The sequence below is a fragment of the Psychroflexus salis genome (assembly GCF_014640175.1).
Classification (GTDB): Bacteria; Bacteroidota; Bacteroidia; order Flavobacteriales; family Flavobacteriaceae; genus Psychroflexus; species Psychroflexus salis.
Genome location: NZ_BMGL01000013.1, coordinates 36,166 through 60,126 on the forward strand (window position 1 = coordinate 36,166; position 23,961 = coordinate 60,126).

The 23,961-nt window shown below is 33.2% G+C and carries 20 protein-coding genes; 9 read left to right on the plus strand and 11 right to left on the minus strand.

Translation table 11 applies throughout. From position 1 onward, the window contains the following. Positions 1-62 precede the first annotated feature (62 nt). The gene (locus tag IEV63_RS11170; protein ID WP_188406903.1) at positions 63-2,678 is read right to left on the minus strand and encodes an AsmA family protein; all 2,616 of its coding nucleotides are present in this window, start codon (positions 2,676-2,678) and stop codon (positions 63-65) included. Positions 2,679-2,829: 151 nt separating this feature from the next. Between IEV63_RS11170 and IEV63_RS11175 the strand changes: the two genes are divergently transcribed. After that, positions 2,830-4,101: an acetyl-CoA hydrolase/transferase family protein gene (locus IEV63_RS11175; protein WP_188406904.1), complete on the plus strand. Its 1,272-nt coding sequence runs from the start codon at positions 2,830-2,832 to the stop codon at positions 4,099-4,101. Positions 4,102-4,234: 133 nt separating this feature from the next. Here the strand turns inward: IEV63_RS11175 and IEV63_RS11180 are convergent, their stop codons facing one another. The 3 genes from IEV63_RS11180 to IEV63_RS11190 all read right to left on the minus strand — a co-directional run bounded on the left by IEV63_RS11180 (position 4,235) and on the right by IEV63_RS11190 (position 7,395). Then, positions 4,235-5,281, minus strand: a complete 1,047-nt coding sequence (locus tag IEV63_RS11180; protein WP_188406905.1) for an Omp28-related outer membrane protein — start codon at positions 5,279-5,281, stop codon at positions 4,235-4,237. 158 nt (positions 5,282-5,439) lie between these two features. Continuing rightward, positions 5,440-5,979: a hypothetical protein gene (locus IEV63_RS11185; protein WP_188406906.1), complete on the minus strand. Its 540-nt coding sequence runs from the start codon at positions 5,977-5,979 to the stop codon at positions 5,440-5,442. Between the two features lie 6 nt (positions 5,980-5,985). Then, complete coding sequence (locus IEV63_RS11190) at positions 5,986-7,395, minus strand: T9SS type A sorting domain-containing protein (protein WP_188406907.1); 1,410 nt, start codon at positions 7,393-7,395, stop codon at positions 5,986-5,988. A gap of 172 nt (positions 7,396-7,567) precedes the next feature. Here IEV63_RS11190 and IEV63_RS11195 point away from each other — a divergent pair, with 172 nt between their 5' ends. Together IEV63_RS11195 and IEV63_RS11200 are read left to right on the plus strand one after the other, a co-directional pair. Continuing rightward, complete coding sequence (locus IEV63_RS11195; RefSeq protein WP_229737236.1) at positions 7,568-7,987, plus strand: TlpA family protein disulfide reductase; 420 nt, start codon at positions 7,568-7,570, stop codon at positions 7,985-7,987. Beyond that, complete coding sequence (locus tag IEV63_RS11200) at positions 7,988-9,736, plus strand: DUF6029 family protein (protein ID WP_188406909.1); 1,749 nt, start codon at positions 7,988-7,990, stop codon at positions 9,734-9,736. An 86-nt stretch (positions 9,737-9,822) separates the two neighbouring features. Here IEV63_RS11200 and IEV63_RS11205 read toward each other — a convergent pair whose 3' ends face one another. Both IEV63_RS11205 and IEV63_RS11210 read right to left on the minus strand, forming a co-directional pair. Next, a complete protein-coding gene (locus IEV63_RS11205; protein ID WP_188406910.1) occupies positions 9,823-11,475 on the minus strand; it encodes a M1 family metallopeptidase in 1,653 nt (550 codons plus the stop codon). Positions 11,476-11,790: 315 nt separating this feature from the next. Beyond that, on the minus strand, positions 11,791-12,855 hold the full coding sequence (locus IEV63_RS11210) for a Fic family protein (RefSeq protein WP_188406911.1): 1,065 nt from the start codon (positions 12,853-12,855) through the stop codon (positions 11,791-11,793). Between the two features lie 157 nt (positions 12,856-13,012). Here IEV63_RS11210 and ccoS point away from each other — a divergent pair, with 157 nt between their 5' ends. From ccoS to ccoG, 5 genes are all read left to right on the plus strand, one after another. Then, positions 13,013-13,204, plus strand: a complete 192-nt coding sequence (gene ccoS, locus IEV63_RS11215) for a cbb3-type cytochrome oxidase assembly protein CcoS (protein ID WP_188406912.1) — start codon at positions 13,013-13,015, stop codon at positions 13,202-13,204. A 2-nt stretch (positions 13,205-13,206) separates the two neighbouring features. Beyond that, the gene (gene ccoN / locus IEV63_RS11220; protein ID WP_188406913.1) at positions 13,207-15,408 is read left to right on the plus strand and encodes a cytochrome-c oxidase, cbb3-type subunit I; all 2,202 of its coding nucleotides are present in this window, start codon (positions 13,207-13,209) and stop codon (positions 15,406-15,408) included. 9 nt (positions 15,409-15,417) lie between these two features. Then, positions 15,418-15,624: a CcoQ/FixQ family Cbb3-type cytochrome c oxidase assembly chaperone gene (locus IEV63_RS11225; protein WP_188406971.1), complete on the plus strand. Its 207-nt coding sequence runs from the start codon at positions 15,418-15,420 to the stop codon at positions 15,622-15,624. After that, the gene (locus tag IEV63_RS11230) at positions 15,621-16,505 is read left to right on the plus strand and encodes a cbb3-type cytochrome c oxidase N-terminal domain-containing protein (protein ID WP_188406914.1); all 885 of its coding nucleotides are present in this window, start codon (positions 15,621-15,623) and stop codon (positions 16,503-16,505) included. The genes IEV63_RS11225 and IEV63_RS11230 overlap by 4 nt, the downstream gene beginning before the upstream one ends. A gap of 86 nt (positions 16,506-16,591) precedes the next feature. Then, a complete protein-coding gene (ccoG, locus tag IEV63_RS11235) occupies positions 16,592-18,004 on the plus strand; it encodes a cytochrome c oxidase accessory protein CcoG (RefSeq protein ID WP_188406915.1) in 1,413 nt (470 codons plus the stop codon). Positions 18,005-18,095: 91 nt separating this feature from the next. Here ccoG and IEV63_RS11240 read toward each other — a convergent pair whose 3' ends face one another. The 4 genes from IEV63_RS11240 to guaA form a co-directional block, all read right to left on the minus strand. Further along, a complete protein-coding gene (locus tag IEV63_RS11240) occupies positions 18,096-18,830 on the minus strand; it encodes a T9SS type A sorting domain-containing protein (protein WP_188406916.1) in 735 nt (244 codons plus the stop codon). Between the two features lie 11 nt (positions 18,831-18,841). Next, positions 18,842-19,021 carry a T9SS type A sorting domain-containing protein gene (locus tag IEV63_RS11245; RefSeq protein ID WP_188406917.1) on the minus strand — a complete coding sequence of 60 codons (180 nt, stop codon included), beginning with the start codon at positions 19,019-19,021 and terminating at the stop codon, positions 18,842-18,844. 445 nt (positions 19,022-19,466) lie between these two features. Next, complete coding sequence (locus IEV63_RS11250) at positions 19,467-21,422, minus strand: LysM peptidoglycan-binding domain-containing protein (protein WP_188406918.1); 1,956 nt, start codon at positions 21,420-21,422, stop codon at positions 19,467-19,469. Then, positions 21,413-22,942 carry a glutamine-hydrolyzing GMP synthase gene (gene guaA, locus IEV63_RS11255; RefSeq protein WP_188406919.1) on the minus strand — a complete coding sequence of 510 codons (1,530 nt, stop codon included), beginning with the start codon at positions 22,940-22,942 and terminating at the stop codon, positions 21,413-21,415. Before guaA ends, IEV63_RS11250 begins: the two co-directional genes overlap by 10 nt. A gap of 70 nt (positions 22,943-23,012) precedes the next feature. On the opposite strand from guaA, the gene IEV63_RS11260 reads away from it, so the two are divergent. Next, positions 23,013-23,552, plus strand: a complete 540-nt coding sequence (locus IEV63_RS11260) for a pyridoxamine 5'-phosphate oxidase family protein (protein ID WP_188406920.1) — start codon at positions 23,013-23,015, stop codon at positions 23,550-23,552. Between the two features lie 57 nt (positions 23,553-23,609). Here the strand turns inward: IEV63_RS11260 and IEV63_RS11265 are convergent, their stop codons facing one another. Continuing rightward, a complete protein-coding gene (locus tag IEV63_RS11265) occupies positions 23,610-23,843 on the minus strand; it encodes a hypothetical protein (RefSeq protein WP_188406975.1) in 234 nt (77 codons plus the stop codon). Positions 23,844-23,961: the final 118 nt, after the last annotated feature.

Consider the following 23,961-nt stretch of genomic DNA (forward strand, 5'->3'; position numbering starts at 1 on the left):
TATTTTTTAAAGTATTTCAAGGCCTAACTAAATTGCAAATCAAGTAGGTAAAAGCTTTCTTTTTATTTTTTCTTTTTCTTGCCAAACATACCGCCTAGCACATCTTTTACTTGGTCTTCAACCTTTTCTTTATCACTTTTAGTTGCTGTAGAATCTTTTTCGTTTTTATCTTCACCTCCACCTAAAAATCCTTTAATTTGATTTTCAACTTCATCTTTTACTTGGTTTTTCAAGTTTTGCTTTTGTTCTTCAATAATTTTAGTTGATAATTCCTTAACCGCTGCTTGCATGTCCATTTGTAATTGTGGCTTAGTAAAGCTACCGCCAATATTCACAGGCAAGTTTACAAACATTTGGCTGTCATCTTCGCCAGACAATTTAGCTAGCTCCGTGCTTAAACTACTCCCGAATTTATTAGCTGGTATTTTAAAATCTAGGCTGTAATTCATGCTAGCATCAAAATTATGGCTACCGTTAACTTTTACATCTACGCCTTCAACTTCTATAGTAAAAGGTTTTAAGTTAATTTTTCCATCGTTAAAACTTGCTTGGGTGGTTAAACCATCTAGCTGTATTTTGGAAAAATCAATTACATCTAAATTTTGGTTTAATTGGTTTAATAAAGGTGTTTTCTGCGGATTTACTTTCGCTTGAATAATTTCTGCTAAAGCACCGCCAGACAATGAGTTTAGAACAGGAGAAAAGTCTTTTGTTAAATTACCTGATAAGTCGAAATTAGTAGAAACTTTACCAACTAAGGCGGTAGCAATTGGTGCTAATGCTCTAGCCAATTCCATTTCAGTAACCACTTGTGCAATGTCAATTTGGGCAAAACCTAGCTTCATTGCGAAGTCTGGCTGTGCATTTTTAGTAGAAACATTTCCATTTAAAGTTATGCTACCGCCAAATAATTCTGCTGAAACATCTTGCATTTGTGCCGTTTCATTCTTTATAATCATGCTTCCTGTTGCATTGGTAAGTTGCATATTGTCATACAACACACGATCTGCTGAAAAGTCTAAAACAATGTCTAAAAAATCTGGAATTTTAATGGCTTCTTCTGAAGTTGATTCTTCAATAGACTCGTTTTCTTTTGTAGTTGAAGTTGCTTCAGTATTCATCATGAAATCCGAAACGTCAAAATTGGTACTACTTGCTGTAAATCTTCCTTTTAAAGCTAGGTCACTAAACATGAAACCCATTAAATTATCTAATTTTCCTTTAGCTGAAAGATCGGTGCTTCCTGTTTGCATAACAAATTTTTGCAACTGGATATTATTTGTTGAAAACGAAACGGCAGCTTCACTAATATCGTAAGCGTTTGGCAATTCTTCATCTTGGTAATGAAAATCTGTTAATTCTAATTTACCAGCAGTTTTTATATCTTGATAGTGTTCTTTTTCAATAGCATCCATATCAAATTTTGCATTGATGTCTGCCTTGAGTTTTCCGTTTAAATCTAAATCGGTTTCCATAGGATATACTTGATTAATTTTACCTAAATCTAAGCTTCCATTAGCATCTAGATCTATTAGCATATTTGTAGATAATTGGCTTAGATTTAATTTACCTGAAAATCGGTCTTCATCAATTTTAAACCGAATATCCTTAATAGAGATGTTTGTATCTTCAACCAATCCTGTGGTATTACTTAGGTGAATATCCATAAAAATATCTTCTACTTTTTTAGGCAAACTAGGATAGTTAAAGGAAGCTTGGCTACTGTTTAGTTTAATGTCAAGCTCAGGAATATGGGTGTCGTCTAACTTACCGAAAACACGACCATTAACATCAAAATTGCCAGAGGTTTCAACGCCATCTAAATTACTTGCATAAGCTTCAGGAATTAAAGCTAAGAAGTTTTTAAAATCGGAAGTAGGTGTGCTGAAACTTAGATCCATTTCAGCGTTATTTGAATTCATTTGATAAAAACCATCAAACCGAAGTTGTAATTGATTAATCATGGCTTCATTTTCAAGAAAGCTAAATTTCATTTTATCCAAATCAATTTCTAAATCGGCATCTAACTGAAGAAAGTTTTGTTTTAAATAATTAGTGCCTTCACTATCAAAACTCACTTTGGTATCGGTATGCGTTCGCAGATTAAAAAGGGTGTTTTCAAAATTACCATCGCCTGAGTGGTTCAATTCTTCCAAACTAAATCGCATTTGCGCATTTTCATCTTCAAAAACAATTTTAGAATTATTAATTTCATAATGTTTTAAATTCAACTGAAAACTAGAAGCAGTTTCTTCATTCGTTTCACCTTCTACAACATCAGATTCTTTAGTTATATCCCAATTTGAATTACCTTGTTTATTGGTTTTTAAGTTTATGAGCGATTCTGCAAGAAAAACTTCATCAACACTGTAGCCTTCATTTTTAAAAAGCTGAGTAATTCCCATTTTTAAATGTAAAGTCTTTGCATAAAAAAGGGTGTCGCCTTCAAAAGGAGTTTTATTTATAACCGATACTTGGTTTAAAGCAACAGATGCATTTGGAAAATTACGTATTAAACTTAAATCGACTTCTTCCCAAGTTACATCAGCATTTACATTTTTATTGATTTCTTTTTTAATAAAGCTTTCTATACTTCCTTTAAATATAAATGGAGCAATTAGCAAAGCTATGATTAGAATTAAAATAATTATGCCGAATATTTTGAATCCTTTTTTCATGAAAGTTAGTATTTAATAAAAGTTAGTTCAAAAATACGCATAATTACAACAGGCTTGTTTTAAAATTTGCTTAAGCTTTGTGTAGCTTTTTACTGATAATTATCAATGTTATAAGTCTAAGGAGTTTTTACCTTTGCCAAAAATTTGAAATATGATTTATGTAAATCTTGAAGAAGCGGTTAGCAAAGTTAAATCTGGCAATCGTATCTTTTTCCAAGGTGCAGCTATGACACCAAAATATTTAATTGATGGTTTGTGCAAAAATTACAAAGCACTAGCCGATGTAGAAATTGTACAAATGCATACCGAAGGCGAAGCGCTGTATACGCAAGAACCTTATTGTAATGCGTTTAAAACCAACTCTTGTTTTGTGGGTGGCAATGTTCGAAAAGCTGTAAACACTTCGGTTGGTGATTATATTCCAATTTTTTTAAGTGAAATTCATTTACTTTTTAAAAAGGACATTTTACCCTTAGATGTTGCTTTTATTCAAGTTTCGCCACCAGATAAACATGGTTATTGCTCGTTAGGCACATCTATAGATGTTAGTTTAGCTGCTGTGCAAAAAGCAAAAATAATTGTAGCGCAAATTAATCCTGAAGTACCGCGCTCGCATGGAGATGGAAATGTACATGTAGATGAAATTGATTTTGCAGTTGAACACCAAACTCCAATTTATAGCCATGATGCCTTAACTCCTAATGAAACTGAACAAAAAATAGGAAAATACATTGCCGATTTAGTAGAAGATGGTGCGACTTTACAAATGGGAATTGGCGCCATACCTAATGCCGTTTTAAACAATTTAGGCAACAGAAAATCCTTAGGAATACATACTGAAATGTTTTCAGATGGAATATTGCCCTTAGTAGAAAAAGGTGTAATTACCGGTGAACATAAAGTTATTAAAAACGGAAAAATTGTAACCTGCTTTGCAATGGGATCACAAAAACTATACGATTTTATAGATGATAATCCTATGGTTCACTTTAAAGAAGCTGCTTACACTAACGATACGGCCATTATTAGAAGAAATCCGAAAGTCACTGCGATTAATTCTGCTATAGAAATCGATTTAACTGGGCAAGTTTGTGCCGACACCATTGGAAGGATGCAGTTTTCTGGAGTTGGTGGTCAAATGGATTTTATACGCGGTGCTTCGCTTTCTGAAGGTGGAAAAGCCATTATTGCTATGCCATCGATTACTAAAAAAGGAATTTCTAAAATTACTCCATTTTTAAATGAAGGCGCAGGAATAACTACCACTCGTGCACATGTACATTACATTGCCACTGAATATGGAATAGTTGATTTATATGGTAAAAATCTATCGCAACGGGCTAAGGCTTTAATTTCAATCGCTCATCCAGACCATAGAGAAAATTTGGAAAAAGCTGCTTTTGAACGTTTTGGAAAAATTTAAAAAGTGATTAGCATTATATAAATAAACAACCCGCTTTTAAAAAGCGGGTTGTTTATTTATGGACCTTAGTTGGTAACATCAAGTAAAAATTAATAATTCATTTTAAAACGCATTCATATGCTCGTCTATGTTATTATTCCATTTCGAATTCTTGTTGCTCTCCCAAACTTGATTTTCTTACATTGATGACTTCTCCGTTTTCGTTAACGACAAAGGCTACTATATCTAACTGGTTGATGTCTTCAATATTTTCAGGTAATGGAAACGCTAAGTTTTTTTGCCATTGGTTTGTATCAAAAGTTTCAGCATTAGGTATTTCATCTCCTAAAATATTGGTAGCTGTATACCGTAAAGTATAATCATGCACGTAAGCTTCAATTGGATTATTGCCTTCATAATAATCTGTATAATTTACTTGTGGGTAAACCAAGTTATTTTCTAGTAACTGTACAACTAATTTTAAGTTGCTAAAATTTTTTGCAAAGCCTACATTAACACTAACATTTATAAAATTATTGTTTTGAGAAGAATTTAAGGCCAAGCCTAACTTTGGATTACTCCCTTGTTTAAACTCTACAACCTGTCTTAAGTTAGAAGGTTCTGGAAACTTCCATTGATTGGTTCGATTAATAAAACCTTTAGGGTAACCGGGCGTATTTATAAATTGTTCTAATTCTTCTGCGTTAGTGTAATTATAAGGGTCTGAAGTTCCTACTGGCGCTCTGTGTATAGCTATAAAAACAACATCTTCTGAGATTTCACTAACTAGCTTCATGCCATGCGATACTCGCGGGCACCAACCACACCAAGTTCCGGTGTAGTCTTCTATTAAAACTCTTTTTTTATAGTTAACTTGACTACCATCGTGATATTCTACAAAAAGCTGAGAAGATTCTATATTTTGATATTTAGCTATTACTTCATAAAAGCCTGTTTGATCTGCTGTAAATGTATTATCATCAAATCTTTCACCGTTTACAAAGATGGTAGACTCATCTGTTACTTCTTTCCCATCTTCTGTAAAAACACGAATTATAGTTTCTTCCCCTAAAGCTCTAGTACTTGAATTATGAGTAGCAAATATTCCTGTTTCTCCTGTAACAATTTCATATTTTTCACTACAACTTAATAATACAAAAAGCAGAAGTGCAATAAACCAGTTTAGTTGTTTAATTATCATTATTGAAGTTTTTAAGATGATAAAAATATACAATATTGAAATAAAAAAGGAAGAATTTTTTGAATTAACAATAGATTCTTCCTTTTTAGTTTCATTTAATTTATTCTTTAATTGTAAAAACAGAGTCTAATAGACACCTATTTACTTACACAAACTAACTAATTTGGCATGTACTTATAGGTAATTGTAATATCGTTAGTTTGGTTTCCACTTTCGTCTTCTACATAAAAACGCAAGTCGTACTCAATAGAAGTTGTAGTTGCGTTTCCCGGGTCATTATTTATAAAATAGTCGTCTTGGCTATTGTATTGATTAGGTGCAATTAGAGTTCCGTTAGGTGGATAAATATCGCCTATTTCTACATCAAAAACACAAATTGGCTGTACGCAGAAAGTAAACAAAGAACCATCTGTACCACGCATATCTGCAACTTCAATTTTTACATTGATATCTTCGTTACCTACATTTTTTAAAAAGTATTTTAATTTACCATCATCACGACCGTTGCCAGAACCTAATTGATTAAAAGTTATAATTTCTCCATTTACAAAAAGGCTCCCGTCGGCCTTTTCAACATTCAAAACAATGTTGTCTTGATTTTGAGAAGGGCTATCGTCATCGCTACTACATGAAGTAATTAAAACGGTTGAAAATAAGAGAATAGCTACTAAAAAAATTCCTGGTTTAGTTTTTAACATTGATATTTATTTAATTATTAATTTTTGAGTTTTAGATATTCCATCAATATTTACTTTTAATAAATAAATTCCACTTTGAAGTTCAGATAAATTTGTGTGATAAAAATTAGCACTTGCTTCTTGTTGGTATACTTTTTTGCCTTGTAAGGTATACACTTCAAAATCGAAATTTTCATTGGCTTGAAGGTTTAATTCTCCATTTGTTGGGTTTGGATACATTTTGAAGTTGTAAACCCCGAAATCTTCAACAGAAAGATTTATATAATTTTTATACGTTTTAGACTCTTCTGAACCAAAATCACCACCAGATGCTATTATATCTCCATCAGAAGTTTTTAAACTATAAGAACCTGTTCCCCATGCACAACATATACCATCTCCAAAGGCATCAAATATAGCAAAGGTGTAACAATCTTCTACATCTAGATTTAAAGATTCTTGTATTAACTGGCCTTGTTGATTATTGTAAGGACCGCCCGAGTGAACTACTGATCCAGAAGAATCTGTTATTTCCCAGGTAGTTTCATCAGGATAGTTATCTAATAAAATATCTAATTCTACTAAAGTAGTTTCAAATTCTTCAGCAGCACCTAAAGCTGGCATATCTGATGATAAATCAGAAGCAGTAACTGTATTACCATTCACCGAAGAAATTTCAAAAGTAAAATCTTGACTAGCATCTAGTACTGGATCAATACTTACACTAGTACGACCAAATTTCGAGATAGAAACAGTCTCTGTGAATGTTTGTACATTCCCTCCATTATTTACATCTATTTGAACAGAAGTCATTGTATTATTACCGAAATTGGTTAATTCAATATCCATATCTGTAGCTACGCTATCTTCACATAAAATAGCATCGTTAACATTAATACCTGCAAGTTCGTCAACACCAGTTAATGGTCCGCAGTTAGCATTAATGTTTGAGTCCCAAGCTGTAGATGTCAACTGGCCAGTTTCTGTAACAAATCCATCTGGACAAATTCGGTAAACAGTTGGGTAATAGGAAATTTGATATTGATTTGCAATCGCGGCATTATCTATTATCGGAAAAGGTGTGGTTGTAACCCAATCGCCAATTGTATTTGATCCGTTCCCATACAAATCTGCTGTGGTTGTAGCTGCATCTCCTTCTATATATAAAACAACGACCTCGTCTGATGCGTCTTCACCATAAGCATAATGAATATCTGATAATGCACCAGTTTGTTTGTAATTCCAACAAGGACCACACCAAGTAGCAGAGATATTTAAAATAACGGTTTTACCATCGTCTAAATAATCCTGTAAAGTATGCGAATTTCCATCTAAATCAGTTGCTGTAAAATTGGGTGCAACAGAACCATCAGCAATTTGTGTGAAGCCTTTTAAACAAAAGAATGAAAGACATAAAATAAGTAACTTTAGTTTCATAAGTATAAGTTTTTATTAATTTTTTATGTTCAAATGTATAATTTAATTATTAAAATTTACTTAATTTGTAAAATAAATTTAATATTAATTAACACAAAAAACAATCTACAACATGCGTTTAATACTTTTTTTCTTTCTCATTGTCAGCACTCAAGCATTTTCTCAAGAAAAAATGCCAAATATTAGTATTAAAGATTTAAAAAATAAACCTGTAAATATTGTTAACGATTTTAATGAAAAAGACAAAGTTTATATTTTTTCATTTTGGGCCACTTGGTGTGCACCTTGCATAAGTGAATTAGAAGCAATTAACGAACATTATGAAGTTTGGTCTAAAGAATTAAATATGGAATTAATTGCAGTCTCTACTGATGATTCGCGCACACAAAGAAGAGTACGTCCATTATTAAACGGTAAAGCCTGGCCTTATCGTGTTTTACTAGATGGAAACCAAGAACTAAAACGTGCCCTTTCTATTGTAAATATTCCATATTCTATTGTGGTGAAAAACAACAAAATTGAACATATATTCAATGGCTATACACAAGGAGCAGAACAAGAATTGTATAAAGTAATTAAAGAACTACAATAAATGAAATTAATTTTTCAAAGCTCCACTATTCTATTCGTTTTAATTTCTATTTCTCTCCCTTCTTTTAGTCAATCTTCTACTACAACTCAAGAAGAAGATGAGTACTATGGGCGATTTTATGGAGGAATTGAATCGAACATGCAATACTACGTAAAAGATAAAGGCCTAGAAAGTGCTATTTTACCCGATGATCCTTTTCGATCTAACTCTTATGTCTATGCCAATTATAATTATAAACGTTGGACAGCTGGAATTCAAGTCGAAGCTTACGAACAGAATGCGTTATTAAATTACAACCCTCAATTTGAAGGCACTAATCTAGGAATTTATTACTTAAATTATAAAGATGAAAAATGGGATGTAACTTTAGGGCATTTTTACGAGCAATTTGGAAATGGAATGATTTTTAGAGCTTGGGAAGACCGTGCATTAGGTATAAATTCTGCAGTTCGAGGAGCCCGAGTAAAATTTAGTCCCAACTACAATATAGATTTTACAGCATTTTACGGCAGACAGCGTTCTGGGTTTGATGTTACTTCGGGTGATTTATTTGGCTTTGATGCTAATTTCTTCTTAGCAGAATACCTTAATTTATACGAGAAAAATCAAGATTTAAGTTTGGGCTTTAGTTACTTAGGAAGATACGAATCTTTAGAAAAATACCCGCAATTACAAGACCCAAGTTACGAAGATTTAACCAATTCCTTCTCATTTAGAGCTGATTATTTAATTGGCGCTTTTTATGCCAATGCTGAAGTAAATTACAAATCGAAAGACGGAATTTTAAATATCCAAAACCAACTATCCGATGATTTTGCACGTGCAGGAAATGCAGTAACCCTTAATTTTGGATATTCTGAAACTGGATTGGGACTTGATGTAAGTTTACGTAGAGTTGAAAACATGGGGTTTTTCTCTCAGCGTGAACCTTCAGTATTTACTGATTTTCAGGGAGAACTTTCTACTAGCTTCGACTACTTAGATACCTTTATAAATTTCGTACCTGCTTTAACAAAACAGCATCATTCTTTATTAGCCAATATATATGTGTTTCAAGCACAACAAAATACGCTTTTTGAAGACACACAAGTAATGCGATCGGGTGAAACAGGCGGCCAAATCGACTTTTTTTACAAGTTTAAAGAAAATAGCTTTTTAGGTGGAAAATATGGAACACATGTGTATTTGAATTTTGCTACTTGGTACAATCTTCCTGGTGTGTATACCTTTAATCCACCAAATTATGAAGTCGACTTTTTTGGTAGAGGAAATAAATATTTTTCTGATTATAGCATAGAAATTAAAAAGAAATTAGATGATACTTGGCATTTAGGCTTCAACTATATCAATCAATATTACGATCAACGTTTGTTAGGCGGAGGTGATTTAGTACGAGCTGATATTTTTACAACTGAAGCCACATATAATCTCACTACAAAACAATCCATACGAATTGAACTTGAAAAAATGTGGGCTGTCGGCGATCGTGAAGATTGGATTGGTGGAACAATTGAGTATAACTTTAACGAAAATCTATCGGTTTACGTTTGGGATATTTGGAACTATGGAAGCAAAAAAGAAAGTGAGCAAGTACACTATATTAATGTAGGTGGCGCTTACCGAATTGGAGCTTATCGTGTAGCTTTAAATTACGGTCGACAACGTGGCGGATTAGTTTGTGTTGGCGGTGTGTGTAGATTTGTACCTGAAAGTTCAGGCTTAACTGTAAACTTCAATACTTCATTTTAAACGAATAAATCAACTTAAGATAATACTGCTGATTTTAAATTAATTATCGCATTAAATATCTATTCATTCACATATAGTAAAACTCATCAATCTTCATCTAAAAACTCAAAATCAACATAAAAATGAAATATATCAATTTTTAAATTCTCCAAATCTTTCATTCGTAAATCAGTTTTAATCCAATTGTTAGTTAAATGCAATCGGTAAGCTTGTTCGTCTCCAACAAAACCAATATCAATAGGCATTTCAAAATTTTTGGCATGTACTCGCCAACGAGCATCGACTCTTTTTTTGTTTTTTCGGAATTCTAACACAGGAATGTCCTTATAATTTAAATATTGATCGAAAAAAGATGAATAATCTTCGCCTAATTTCTCGCTGAAATAAGCAACAACTTCTTTACTATCGGTAACTCTATGCTTAAAATCAGCTACAAAAGAACCAAGTGTTTTCCACCACAAATCATCATCATTTACAATACTTCTAAGCGTACCTAACATATTAGCTCCTTTGTAATAAATATCACTCGGACCCGAATGATTTACTCCATAATCCCCAATTAATGGGCGCTCGTTTTTTATGTTTTTCCGAATTCCATATAAATAAGAAAGCGCTTCATCTTTACCTTGGGTACATTCTACAAAAATTGATTCTGCATAAGTAGTAAAACCTTCATGAATCCACAAATCAGCAATATCGGCTACCGAAATACTATTGCCAAACCACTCGTGTGCACTTTCGTGAATTAAGATAAAATCCCATGTTAACCCATAACTCGTTCCAGACAAATCGGTTCCTAAGTATCCATTCATAAATTGGTTACCGTATGCAACTGCACTTTGGTGTTCCATGCCTAAATAAGGCGTTTCAACTAATTTAAAACCGTCTTCAACAAAAGGATATTGACCTAATTTTTCATAGAAACATTCCATCATGGGTTGTACTTGTGCAAATTGTTTCTTGGCTTTTTCTAAGTTGTATGGCAAAACATAAAAATCTAAATCTAAATCGCGAAACTGATTTTTAAAATTCACATAATCACCAACATTTAAAGTAATGTTGTAATTATTTATAGGCTGTGTAACTCGCCAATGCCATTGCGTGTACCCATCTTCTTGTGGGGTTTCGGCAATTAATCTACCATTAGAAACATTCATTAAAGCATCAGGAACGCTTACTTTTATATCTGCACCTTCATCGGGTTCGTCGCTTAAATGGTCTTTATTCGGAAACCACAAACTTGCGCCATCACCTTGTACAGCTACTCCAATCCAAGGATTTCCATTTTGATCTTTTTTGAAAACAAAACCTCCATCCCATGGCGCATTATTTGCAACTTTAGGACGACCGCTATAATAAACACTAATTTTATATTGTGTTTCAGTTGGAAGCGGTTCATCAAAAGTGATAAAAAAAGCATCAAATTTTCGTTCGTAGGTGAGTTTTCGATTTCCGAAAATAATCGAATCGATTTGCATATTTTGGTATAAATCCAATTGCATTTTAGCCAACTCATTTAAAGTTTCAAAACGAATGGTATTTTTACCACTGATGAAGCGTTCAGTTGGATTCAATTGAATATCTAAATCATAATGCAACACATTATAACTTGTACGTTCAGGGCGCAAACTTCCGCGTAAACTGTCTTTTTCGGTAAACGAAGCTGTTTTTTTTAACAACTGTGCTTCAATAGAAAAAATAGAAAATAAAGTGAACAATAAAACTAAAAACTTAGACATGGGTCTTTTTTGATAAATATAATTTGATAAATATAAGCAAAGCTGAGCTATTTCTTAATTGAAGCTTGTTTTTTTAAATTTGGAATTTATAATTCGGCATTGTAATAATTACTGATATAATATAAATTCAATAATCTGAAATATTTTGATGAAGTTAAATTGGCGCAATTTATACATATATAATAATTACAAAAAATAAGACCAAAAAAATAAAAGTGCATAGCTTTTTAAAAGACATAAGGCCTTATTCTTTATTGAATGATAAAACTTCTCAATAATTAAAAAAGCTGTTCCAATCTAATGAAACAGCTTTAATTAACCCGCTAAATGAATATGCTCTTGAAGCGATGCTATGGCATGCTCCGCTATTAATTGGTGAAAATGCTTATTTTCATGGTTTACTTGTACAGCTTCTAGCGCTTTAAAATAACTTGCCTTTTTTTCAGGATCACCCTTTAAATTGACTAAGGTGTACCCGTTTTGAAGCAAAATTAAATTCATGACTAGCCGTGAAGTTCTACCATTACCATCGATGAACGGATGGATGGAAACTAAACGCTCATGCATTTCAGCAGCGAGAATTATGGGATGCAAGACTTTTCTTTGCATTTCATAAAACAAAAAATAATCTTCCATTAGTTTATCGATCATGTAAGGCTCTGGTGGTAAATGCGCACTACCAGAAATCCGTACAGGAACCGAACGATAAACACCAGTATTTTTTCTATCGATTCCTTTTAAAACTAATTGGTGAATTTGCTTCAAATAAAAAGCATTAAAGTGGATTTTATTTTTCACAAAATCCAGTATTAAATCGATAGCTTCCTTGTGATTAATAAGCTCTAAATGTTCGCGCATACTCTTACCACCTATGGTAATTCCATCGTTAATTACCAAATGTGTTTCACTCAGTGTTAATGTATTTCCTTCTATACGATTACTCTCGTAAGTGTAAGCGGTATGAAAAAATTCCTGCATTTTTTGCACTTGTACACCATCTAAAGGTTTTTTACTTTGCCATTTTTTATGATGTTGTTCGGCTTCATTTAATAACTTAGTTACTGGTTGGCTTAGCTTAATAACTTTAAACTTATCCTTACCTGTTAAATACGTTATGCGTTCTTCTGCAACTGCAATTACTTCTTCAGCTATGCCAGGATAAGGACTTAACAATTCAAAAACTTGATTACTTAAAAATTCTTTGAGTAACAAATAGTAATCTAAGCTTAATACTTCACTAATTTTTTTTAATTGAGTTAATGTAGGTTGTCGTTTACCAGAAATAATTCTACTAATTAAACTTGAATCCACACCAACAAGCTGCGCTAAGTCGCAAATTTTTAATTTTAATGCCTGTCGTTTTGTATTTATTAGATTCATTAGTGACACAATTATTCATGACAAATTTAGTCATTTTTTTATTTTTTACAATCAAATTTTTATAATTTCTAATAAATTTCAGCAATACATCTGTAAATCTGACTATCGTCATTTTTCGATTTTAACTTCGCCTTTACATTTGTGAGAAATTTAAACCATGAGTGTAATTTACGGACTTCTAGCCATTAGCATTTTTGTAGCACTTGTATTTCTGGTTGTATTTATACTTTCTGTTAAAAAAGGACAATACGATGACAGTTATACACCTTCTGTGCGTATGCTATTCGACGATGAGTTGGTAAAAAAGGACTCTAAAAAATCATCTACCCAAAAACAAAAACAAGATTAATTATGGATGTACAGCAGTTTTATTACGATAACAAAATCGTAAAAAAATTCTTATATGCCACCATATTTTGGGGCATTATAGGAATGACCGTTGGGCTTTTGCTCGCTTTTATGTTTATTTTCCCACAACTCACCGACGGAATTTCTTGGTTGAGTTTTGGTCGGTTAAGGCCTTTGCATACCAACGCAGTAATTTTTGCTTTTGTAGGTAATGCTATTTTTGCTGGAGTGTATTATTCTTCGCAACGTTTACTTAAAGCTAGAATGTTTAGCGATGCATTAAGCAATATTAACTTTTGGGGTTGGCAGTTAATTATTGTTGCTGCTGCCGTTACACTTCCTTTAGGCTTTACAAGCTCTAAAGAGTATGCTGAGCTAGAGTGGCCAATCGATATTGCCATTGCAATTATTTGGGTGGCTTTTGGCTGGAACTTAATCGGTACCATTTTAAAACGAAGACAACGCCATTTATATGTTGCTATTTGGTTTTATTTAGCCACATTTGTTACGGTTGCAGTACTTCATATTTTTAATTCTTTAGCACTCCCGGTTTCTGCTTTAAAATCCTATTCTGCTTATGCTGGTGTACAAGATGCTTTAGTCCAATGGTGGTACGGACACAATGCAGTAGCCTTTTTCTTAACCACTCCGTTTTTGGGTTTAATGTATTACTTTGTTCCTAAAGCAGCCAACCGCCCTGTATATTCTTACAAATTATCTATTATTCACTTTTGGTCACTTATTTTCATATACATCTGGGCTGGGCCTCACCACTTATTGTATTCAGCTTTACCCGATTGGGCTCAGAATTTAGGAGTAACTTTTTCGGTTATGCTTATTATGCCATCTTGGGGTGGTATGATCAACGGATTATTAACTCTTCGTGGTGCATGGGATAAAGTAAGAACCAATCCTGTGCTTAAATTTATGGTAGTAGCTATTACAGGTTACGGTATGGCTACTTTTGAAGGCCCAATGCTTTCCCTTAAAAATGTAAATGCTATCGCCCATTTTACCGACTGGATTATTGCTCACGTTCATGTGGGTGCTTTGGCGTGGAATGGTTTTTTAACTTTTGGTATGATTTACTTTTTAATACCAAAATTATTTAAAACCAAATTACATTCCGTTGGTCTTGCTAATGCACATTTTTGGGTTGGAACTTTAGGTATTGTTTTATATTCTTTACCTTTATATGTGGCTGGTTTTGTACAAGCCCTAATGTGGAAAGACTTTAACCCAGACGGAACTTTGGTGTATGGTAACTTTTTAGAAACCGTATCTGAAATTATGCCTATGTACTGGATGCGTGCCATTGGTGGAACATTGTACATTTCAGGAATGTTCCTTTTACTCTATAATGTAGTTATGACCATTCGTTCAGGTTCTCCTGTAAGCGATGAGTTAGCTGAAGCTGCTCCATTACAACGTGTTAAAAGCGGTAGAATTACTGGTGAAGCATTTCACTCTTGGTTGGAAAGAAAACCTATTCAATTAACCATTTTAGCAACCATCGCGATTTTAATTGGTGGAATTGTGCAAATCGTACCTACCTTGTTAGTAAAATCGAATGTTCCTACTATAACCAGTGTAACCCCTTATACTCCACTCGAACTTGAAGGAAGGGATATTTATATTCGTGAAGGTTGTGTAGGTTGTCACTCACAAATGGTGCGTCCATTCCGATCTGAAGTCGAGCGTTATGGCGAATATGCTAAAGGTGGAGAGTATGTATACGACAGGCCATTCCTTTGGGGAAGCAAGCGTACAGGGCCAGATTTACTCCGCGTAGGTGGAAAATATTCAGATAATTGGCACTTTAACCATATGTACGACCCACAAAGCACAAGCTCAGGTTCTATTATGCCAGCTTATCAGTGGCTAATTGAAAATGAACTCGATAAATCTTCAACAGAAGCTAAGTTAAAAACTATGGTTAGTCTAGGTGTTCCCTATACCGACAAAGAAATTGCTAATGTACAGCAAAGTATGCTAGAACAAGGAATAGAAATTGAGCAAAACCTGTACAATGATCCCGATTTTGTAAAATCTTATGAAGCTTCAAAAAAATATGCTGAAGAAAATGGATTGGACTTCGTTGAAATGAGAAATAGAGAAATTACAGCAGTAATTGCTTACCTACAACGCCTAGGAACCGACATTAAAATTGTGCAACCTGAAGAAACATCAGCTTCTGCTAAATAAACTTTTGAAATCATGAAATTCGCAAAACAATATTTAGAAACTATTGAAGGTGTAGAGCTCTACCCTATCATATCACTCTTAATTTTCTTTAGCTTTTTTGTAGTTCTTTTTTGGTGGGTTTTTACCGCTAAAAAAGACTACATACAGCAGGTAAGTCAAATGCCTTTAAACGAAGATAAAAACGATAATGAAAATCAAAATCGGTACACATCATGAAAACACAATCCTATTTTAGAATAATCGTATTATTAGGCTTAGCTTGGCTAGGTACCGAATATTTAATGGAAACTGAACCTGGGCAATGGGCTATAATAGAATTTCCTTTTGCTGGAATATTTCTAGGCATTGTGTTTTTATTTGCCTTAGCTATTGAAGCTTCTGTAGCTTCATTAAAAAATATTCTTTATATGAGCCTTTCTGAAGAAGCTCAAAAAAAGTATGACGAAGCCGAAGAAGCCAGAAAAAGTGAAATTCCTGCTAAAATTGAAGCTTTTCTACAAAGCATGACAAAATCTAAAGAAGTAGAAGAAGAGCATGAAATTATCTTAGATCACGACTACGATGGCATAAAAGAACTTGACAACAAACTTCCACCTTGGTGGTTATATGGATTCTATGCAACTATTGTATTTGCTATTATCTATTTAATTCGTTTTCACGTTGTAGGAGATTATACGCAAGCAGAAGAATATATTGCCGAAGTTAAACAAGCCGAGAAAGATATTGAAACTTACTTAGCTACAGCAGAGAATATTATCGATTACAAAACAGTAGTTGTTTTAGAAGATGAAAATGATCTCAGCGCTGGACAAAAAATTTATGGTACCAATTGTGTTGCTTGTCATAGAGCTGATGGTGGTGGTGGAATTGGACCTAACCTAACCGATGAACATTGGATTTTGGGCGGTGGAGTTAAAAATGTATTCAAAACCATTAGTGAAGGTGGTAGACCAGGCAAAGGAATGGTTTCTTGGAAAGCAGACCTAAGTGCAAAAGAAATGCAACAAGTAGCATCTTATGTACTTACTTTACAAGAAAACAACCCAGCAGATGGCAAAGCTCCAGAAGGGGAGATTTGGGAACCTACTGAAGAATAAATAGAACTAAAAATTGAAATTATACAAATCGGCTAGGCAGAGCAAAAAATAAGCTAAGCCATAGCCGTTTTCAATACCAAAACAAAATGGATAATCAAGAAAACTTTAGAGATAGCATTGGTACCTTAGACGACCAAGGCAAACGCGCTTGGGTTTATCCTAAAAAACCGTCTGGAATTTTATACAAATACAGAAAATGGGTAAGCTATGGCCTACTGGTTTTTTTGTTTGCTTCTCCGTTTACTAAAGTAAATGGCAACCAATTTTTAATGTTCAACGTGTTAGAACGTAAATTCAACATTTTTGGATTTCCATTTTGGCCGCAAGATTTTTACTTGTTTGTTATTTCTATGATTACCCTTATCGTTTTATTAGCACTGTTTACAGTAGCGTTTGGTAGGATTTTTTGTGGCTGGATTTGCCCACAAACCATATTTATGGAAATGGTTTTTAGGCGAATCGAGTTTGCTATTGAAGGTGATCGAAACAAACAAATGAAACTCGACCGCATGCCATGGAACAAAGAAAAAATCATTAAAAAAGGGAGTAAATGGACAATTTTTGCGTTTATTTCATTTTTAATAGCTAACATCTTTTTAGCATATTTAGTGGGTAGCGATAGGTTATTACAATATGTTACTGAAGGCCCAAGTGCTAACCTCGGCACCTTTATTCCTCTGTTAATTTTTACAGTAGTTTTCTATTTTGTATTTGCTTGGTTTAGAGAACAAGTCTGCATTATTGCTTGTCCTTACGGAAGATTGCAAGGCGTTTTACTCGACGAAAAATCAATTGTAGTAGCTTACGACCATAAGCGCGGCGAAGCCGAAAAAGGAAGAAAAAAGTTCAGAAAAAATGAAGACCGAGCTGCACTTGGTTATGGAGACTGCATTGATTGTAAACAATGTGTGCACGTTTGTCCTACGGGAATTGATATCCGAAACGGAACCCAACTAGAATGTGTAAATTGTACAGCCTGCATCGACGAATGCGATGATATCATGGAAAAGGTAAATCTCCCAAAAGGTTTAATTCGTTTTGCCTCCGAAGAAAATATTGAAAAGAAAGCTAAGTTTAAATTTACAACAAGAATGAAAGCTTACACCGGTGTGCTTTCTATCTTAGTTGGAATTTTAATTGGATTATTATTCATTAGAAGTGATGTTGAAGCTAGAGTTCTTAGACTCCCTGGAAACTTGTATGAAACTACAAAAAGTGGTGAACTTAGAAATGTTTACACTTACAAATTAGTTAACAAAACCACCTTTGAAAAAGACTCGGTACATTTTAAATTGATGTCTCATAAGGGTGAAATTACTAGAGTTGGAGATGAGTATACCACAGTACCTCCAAAAGATTTAGACAAAGGAAGTTTGTTTATCAATATTCACCCCATGGAATTAGATGGACATAAAAACAAAGTGAAAATCGGAATTTATAGCAAAGGTGAACTAATTGAAACCACCACAGCAAATTTTATGGGCCCCAAAACGTTTTAATAAAGCAATTATTTAAATAAACACAAATCTAAAAAACTCTGCAAGCGTTTATAACGCTTGCAGAGTTTTGATTTATCTAAAAAATTATGTACTACTTTTTAATCAACTTCTTCGTCAAACTTTCTGTTTCAGTTTGCACTTTTACCAAATACATGCCTTTAGCTAAATTGCTTAGATCAATGGTTTGATCTTCAAGGAAATCTACTTTTAATACTTGCTTACCGTTAAGGTTATATATGATAATTTGCTCAATCTTTGCTTGATCACTAGCTATATGCAATTGGTTAGAAACAGGATTAGGATAAATTAAAAAATTAGTTTTATCGAAATCTTCATTGCTTAAGGTGCTTGTCCAAAAAGTGGCAACTTCTCCGTTAGTATTGGTAATGTCTAAGTAGATTAAATCACCTTCATACCTAAAATTATAATTGAAAGGACCGAAGGCTTGCGATATCACTTCACTATCAAAAGTTACAACTTCTGAACCTTGTATGAAAACTTGGTTGTAATAATCACCGATATCTGAACTATCAGAATTTAACGTACAACCTAGAATTTCATTATAAAAAGACTGCTCGTTTTCCAAAAAAACAACATGGCTTTCGCAGTCAGGTAAGAAATAATAAAAGAAAGCTATGCCGCCACTACTAAACTGGTCTGAAAAGTTTAATTGATCATATTCTCCGAATGCATTTAAATCTGCTATGATAGTTTCATCTTCGGTGACAATTTTTTCAATAGTCCAAGTATGATCAAGTATAGGAGTAACTTGTGCAGTTGTGTTTATGAAAAAAAGAAGTAATAACGTTTTTATAATTATTTTCATGATAAATATTTTTAATTAATAATTAATTGTTTTACATCCAACATATTTCCATTGGCAATAAGATTGACTATATAGGTACCTGTTGGTAATTGGTTTGTAGGTATGCTTATGCTATTGTTTTCTGCTTCTAAAATATAATAGTAATGTAATACAGGGTTAGAGTTTTGTGCAAATAGATTTGTTGTACTCATTATACAACATATTAGCACGACTATAGCGAAAGACAGTCTGTTAATTGTGCTGTTATGCGGTGTTGCGGTGTTGCGGTGTTGCGGTGTTGCGGTGTTGCGGTGTTGCTGTTTTTCATAATAATAAATTTAAAATTACATAATTTTTATATATTAAGCAAATCTTAAATGTAAACCTAGTTAAGTGACGCCAATTATTGAATAAATTTCAAATTATACTTAATATTATTTAGTTTTTAATAAAACGATATTATAAACTAAATAATTGAATTTTACGATTGTGTGTGAAAATTTTCCTACAGTAAAGATATTTATAAACCCTACAAGCATTTATAACGCTTGCAGGGTTTTGATTACTATCTATCCCTAACTAATATATAAGATGAGTGAGTTTTAAACTTTGCAAAGTAAAGCGGAAAGCCTAATTTTTGTTTGATCTGAAATTTACTTATTCGATTACTTCAGTTTCTAAGTTATCTAAATACTGAATTAAGAAAAGAGCATCATTATAATAACCTTCTTCAAAATCAAATTTGTGATAATTGAATTTACTTTCAAAATAAGATGTAGGAGCTGGTAAATCAGTCGTTTCATTAAATTTTTGTTCAGCATAAGCCATTCGTAAAATCACATCGTAGGCTAAATCAAATCCACGAACAACAAACCGATTGGGATAATAACCATGTTTGTTTTTGTAAGCTTCAGAAAAACTTTCAGGAGCTGGTCGTATCAATTCCTTTGATGCTCCTACAAAGGTAAAATGTAAAGAGCTTAAGTAGGCATTCGAAATTTCATCTTCATAAAAGCTACTTCTGTTCGAAGTAAATAAACGTATTTGGTAATCGTCTTTTTGTAAAGCAATTAAATAAGCTATGGCACTTTCAATTTTGCCATAATCTGTAGTTTCTAATAAAAACCAATTGGTTTTATCTTTTTTCAGCAATGGTTTTATATCGCTTTTTTGCAGGTATTCTCTCTCTTCCAGTTCAACAAATTGAATTGTATGAAAGGTATATTTCAGTTTATTACGCATGTCTAAACCCGTAGAATCTGTAAGCGAAATTAAATTAATGCTATCGTTTATATTTTTATTTAAGTAGGTAATTAATACCTCTTGTTTTACATCAGAACTTGGTATGGTTTTAACCAGATTTTTATGGTAATATTCTGGATTTATTAAAGGGGAAAACAACAGGTTTTCTGTTTGTTCAATTTCATTTAAAACCAACTTAATTTGGTCTTCTAAAAATGGCCCCATAAACACATCTTGTTCAGAAAATGCTTTGTCTTGAAATATAGATTGTATTGCATTAGGATTGCGTTGCTCCGTATCAAAAAACTGAAGTTCTACAGGTATATTTCTAGTTTTGGCAGAGTCTACTGCCATTTCAACTCCAGTATAAAAATCTACAGCTATACGGGTTAATTGACTTCTTTTCAATAAAAGCTCTTGATCGATACTGTCATTTTCAAAAGCAACTAAATTAAAAGGCATCAATAAATTTAACTTTATTGCTTCGATTAAGTTTTCTTCTTCAATAAAATTTTCAAGATTTACGGATGTTTCTCCAGGCAAGACTAAACTTTTTCGTTTAGTAGGTAATTTTAAAACCATGCCTTCCGAAAGCCCTCCATATCGCAAAGCCGGATTTAAGGCTTCTAAACGTTCTCTACTAAATTCGTTGTTTTTTAAAATAGAACCTATCGATTCTCTTTTAGGTACTACATAATATTTTATTTCTTCTTTACGAATATCGGGTTGCTTTACTTTTTCTTTTTTTTCATTTTTCAAAGAACGGTCTATAGTTACAAATTGCCCAGCTTGTAAAGTTTCTAAATCGGGATTTAAACTGTCTAAATCAGCTATTGTAATACCATATTGTTTAGCAATGCTAAACTTGGTTTCTTTTGGTAAAACCAAGTGTTTCAATTTAGAAAAGGATGAATTGGTAACACTTTGGTTAAAATTATTGCTTAAATGCTCTTCGTCTTCTTTAGACAATTTAGTAACTGGTATACGGAGTTGGTCGTTCATGTCCAATTCCCTTTCATATAAAAAAGGATTGTATTTTTTCACCTCATCAATAGAAATTTCAAAGGAACGAGAAATACTATAAAGCGTTTCTTTTGGGCTTACATCATATAAAGTAAAGTCTACTTTTTTAGCACCTTCAGGTACTTTTTTTACAGGAATAATTAATTTAGGTACTCTTAACGATGCTCCTTTTTGCGCGTCGGGATTTAAATCTAATATAGCTTGTTCACTAACTTGATATTGCTGTGCAATGCTTGCTATTGTTTCACCTTTTTGTACTGAGTGAGCTACATATTCTTGAGCAGTATGCGTTTGTACAAAAGCTAAAAAAAATAAGCCTATTAAAAAATGCTTTGTTTTTATTCCCATTCAATTGTAGCTGGTGGTTTAGAGCTAATATCGTAAACTACACGATTTACGCCTTTAACCTGATTAATTATTTTATTAGAAGTTTCTTGCAAAAACGCATAAGGCAAATCTACCCAATCTGCCGTCATTCCATCGGTAGATTCTACAGCACGTAAAGCTACCACTTTTTCGTAAGTACGTTCGTCTCCCATTACTCCAACCGAAGATACGGGCAGCAACATCGCTCCGGCTTGCCAAACTTTATCATACATATTCCACTTGCGTAAACCATCGATAAAAATAGCATCTACATCTTGCAAAATACGAACTTTTTCTGCTGTAATATCGCCTAAAATACGAATACCTAAACCTGGACCTGGAAAAGGATGACGACCTAACAACTTGTTAGAAATTCCCAATTCTGCTCCTACTCTACGCACTTCATCTTTAAATAACATTCGTAAAGGCTCAACCACTTTTAATTTCATAAAGTCGGGTAAACCGCCTACATTGTGATGCGATTTAATGGTTACCGATGGTCCATTTACCGAAACCGATTCAATTACATCGGGATAAATGGTGCCTTGTGCTAAGAAACTTACATCTTTAATTTGATGCGCTTCATCATCAAAAACTTCAATAAAAGTATTGCCTATTTTTTTACGTTTGGTTTCTGGATCACTAATTCCAGCTAAAGCATCTAAAAAACGGGAAGAAGCATCTACTCCTTTTACGTTTAAACCCATGCCTTTGTATTGTTCTAAAACTGAACTAAATTCATTTTTTCGCAACAAACCGTTGTTTACAAAAATGCAGTACAAATTTTTACCGATGGCTTGGTGAAGTAACACAGCGGCAACGCTAGAATCTACTCCGCCACTTAAACCTAGTACTACTTTTTGATTACCAATTTTCTCTTTAAGTTCGGCTACGGTTAAATCTACAAAACGTGCTGGTGTCCATGATTGGGGAACTCCAGCAATGTGTACTAGAAAGTTTTTTAAAATTTGCGCTCCGTCTTTGGTATGATACACTTCGGGATGAAATTGTAAGCCATAGGTTTCTTCGCCATCAATTCGGTAAGCTGCATTTAAAACATCTTCGGTACTAGCTAAACGAACTGCTTGATTGGGTAGTGATTTTATACTATCACTATGCGACATCCAAACTTGAGAACCTTCATTTACATTTTTAAACAACGCTTCTTCTGCTTTAATGATGTTCAATTTTGCTCTACCAAACTCCCGTGTGTTCGATGGGGCAACTTCACCACCAAAATTATGGGCAATGTATTGGGCTCCATAACAAACTGCTAATAACGGAAGTTTTCCTTTAATTTTACTTAAATCTGGCTTAGGTGCGTCTTCAGCACGTACTGAAAATGGACTACCCGATAAAATTACCGCTTTAAATTCGTTTAAATTTTCTGGTATTTTGTGAAAAGGGTGAATTTCACAATATATGTTGAGCTCTCTAACGCGCCTTGCAATAAGTTGTGTATATTGAGAACCAAAATCGAGAATAAGAAGGTTTTTTTGCATGCACAAAAGTAAAAATTTACGCTAAAATTAAGCATTTTAATCGCCTATTTTTAGACATTTGAATTAAAAAATGTTAAACGAAATTTTAGAAACTGCCAAACAAGAAATTAAATTTGGTTATTTAAAGAAGAAACATCCCTTTCGTTACCCTAGTTTAGCTAGTTTAGGCAACACTTACCCAAACCAAAGAACCGTAGTTTTAAGAGACACTACAACTGATTTTGAACTCCTTTTTTTTACAGATAAACGAAGTGATAAAATAGAAGATTTTTCGAAAAACCCTATGGCTAGTGTTTTGTTTTATCATCCCAAAAAACTTTTACAGATTAAAGTTATGGGGAAAATAAAAATAGTGACTTCTGGTAAAGTTTATGAAGATTATTGGAGTAAAATTCAAAGGGAATCTAAAAAAGATTTCATTACTGAAAACCCACCAGGCACCGAAATTGCAAACCCAGATGAAGTTGAATACAAAAACAATGAGCATCATTTTTGTTTGTTAAAGCTCGTACCAACTGAAATTGAATATTTGCAATTAAAGCGACCAAACCATATTCGTGCTATATTTAAGGAAGAAAATAACTGGGAAGGTAAATTTTTAAATCCATAAAAAAAGCTGTTCCAAAATTGGAACAGCTTTGTAAAATAGGTATTGATTTAATTTCACTTAGAAATTTGAACCAATATCGCCTTGAGCAACTATGGTTTCAAGTTTATCTGCACTTAAATGTACATTTACATAACCATCTACAGCTAAGATATCTTCATAAGTATATGAATTTTCTCCATCGCTTTGCCCCATTCTTGTATCAGACATGCTCATTCCTGTATCGCCATCACTTGAGCAATTCACAAATAAAATGGCCAATACCATTAAGAAAGAAAATTTAATTGATTTCATAGTGTTTAATTTTTATTCACAATAGTTATGTAAGAAAACATAATGTTGGTTCACTTTAACAAAACGATAAAGTGATTAATTAACTATATTTAAAAGAAAAAGGTGATTTAGATGAATA